Here is a 348-nt window from a genome sequence, read left to right on the forward strand (position 1 = left end):
CGGCGGACAGATTTCCACCACTGCGCACAGCCACCGGTGAAAGCGTAAAACGCTGTTCGATCGGTTGCTATGCAGAAATTCCCTGCGATCTGTTGCTGTAAAATCAGCTTTTTGCCGAGGATTTATCTGTGAGTTTTTTTTCAATATCGTGCAGCAGACGATGCAGCATCGCACTGTCGCGCTGTTCCAGCAGCCCTACCCGCTGATCGATCCAGTCTGACAGCTTCTCATCATCACTGACCTCCAGTTGCGCCAGCAGCTGATGGAAACGCTGACGCAGCGCCTGCAACTGCTGCCCATCCGCCGCAGAGGCTTTTGATGCCTCAACCTGATTCAGCTTCGACAGCT

1 pseudogene is annotated in these 348 nt (G+C 53.7%); it reads right to left on the reverse strand.

Features of this window, described 5'->3' with window-relative positions:
• Nucleotides 1-103: 103 nt before the first annotated feature.
• Nucleotides 104-348, reverse strand: a pseudogene (locus tag SB756_RS28680) (tRNA/rRNA methyltransferase); the annotation flags it as partial.

The organism is Pseudomonas sp. SIMBA_068 (assembly GCF_046534705.1).
GTDB lineage: Bacteria > Pseudomonadota > Gammaproteobacteria > Pseudomonadales > Pseudomonadaceae > Aquipseudomonas > Aquipseudomonas putida.